The organism is Clostridium sp. MT-14 (assembly GCF_042436595.1).
Classification (GTDB): Bacteria; Bacillota; Clostridia; order Clostridiales; family Clostridiaceae; genus Clostridium_B; species Clostridium_B aromativorans.
On record NZ_JBHMIY010000089.1, the window covers coordinates 1 to 976 of the forward strand.

General features: G+C 42.0%; 2 protein-coding genes. Both read right to left on the reverse strand.

Going from position 1 to position 976, the window contains the following annotated elements; genetic code table 11:
• A partial coding sequence (grdD, locus tag ACFHWD_RS20615) for a glycine/sarcosine/betaine reductase complex component C subunit alpha (RefSeq protein WP_378062942.1) occupies window positions 1–731 on the reverse strand: 731 nt, incomplete at its 3' end.
• Window positions 732–757: 26 nt separating this feature from the next.
• Window positions 758–976: DUF5940 domain-containing protein (locus ACFHWD_RS20620; RefSeq protein ID WP_378062943.1), on the reverse strand; the 219-nt coding region annotated here is incomplete at its 5' end.

Here is a 976-nt window from a genome sequence, read left to right on the forward strand (position 1 = left end):
TATCCATATCCCAGAGTCTCATAATTTCCTCCGGTAGTATAGGCTGCAAAAATCTTTATGAGCAGATTTCCGGTCAGTGAATCACAAACCATGACATCCGGGGTACCTGAAAGGAGGTCATTTCCCCTCATCAGTACTTCTCCATTTTTCCTGAGAGATTGAGCAAAATCAATACCATATCCCCTGTTCTGCAGTTCTACAAGCGCCCTCTGTGTACCCCTGGCTCCATCTACATTCAAAATCCCCACGGTTGGATTATCTATACCAATGGACTTTGCAACTGCAATGCCGGCTATGGAGTTTTTGACCATACTCTCCACCCTATTCGTGGCCATAGTACCCGTAGTGGTTGAAAGTATCATATTTCTGCCGCTTCCCGGTGCAGCCATCCTACCTACAGTCGATACCCCTATAGGAAAATCAAAATGCTGTGTCACACACCCATCTATCTTCTTTTCCTCAAGAAGACTTACCATTTTCTTATGACCTTCTTCTGCACTGCTTACTTCTACAGATTCAAACCCACAGTCAACTTTCGGCCCTATGAGCACTATATCAAAATCACCGTATTTACTCCCCGCCAACTGTGCAGCTTTTATCATCTCCTCTGCTCCATGTTCCGAGCCATAAACTGTAAGTCCTATTCTAGGCCTCCTTTTAAAGCTTCCCTTTTCTATACCGTCAGCTATATCCTCAAATGCTTCCGCAATCAATTTTTTTGTCCTGTCCATAATTCCCCTCCTCTGTATCAAAAATTCTAATCATCCATCAACTGCTGTGCAAATTTTCTTATCTCCCGTGCTATGATCTTCTTTACCTCATCTTTGGATACTTCAGTATTCTCCTCTTTCCCGCCATCGTTCTTTTCTACAAGTATAGATACTCCATCAAACAGATTTGTCATTCTTCCCAGAAATAAACTCCCCTTACCTATTACCATAAAATTGTTCAATTTTCCACTCATTATATGTTCTAT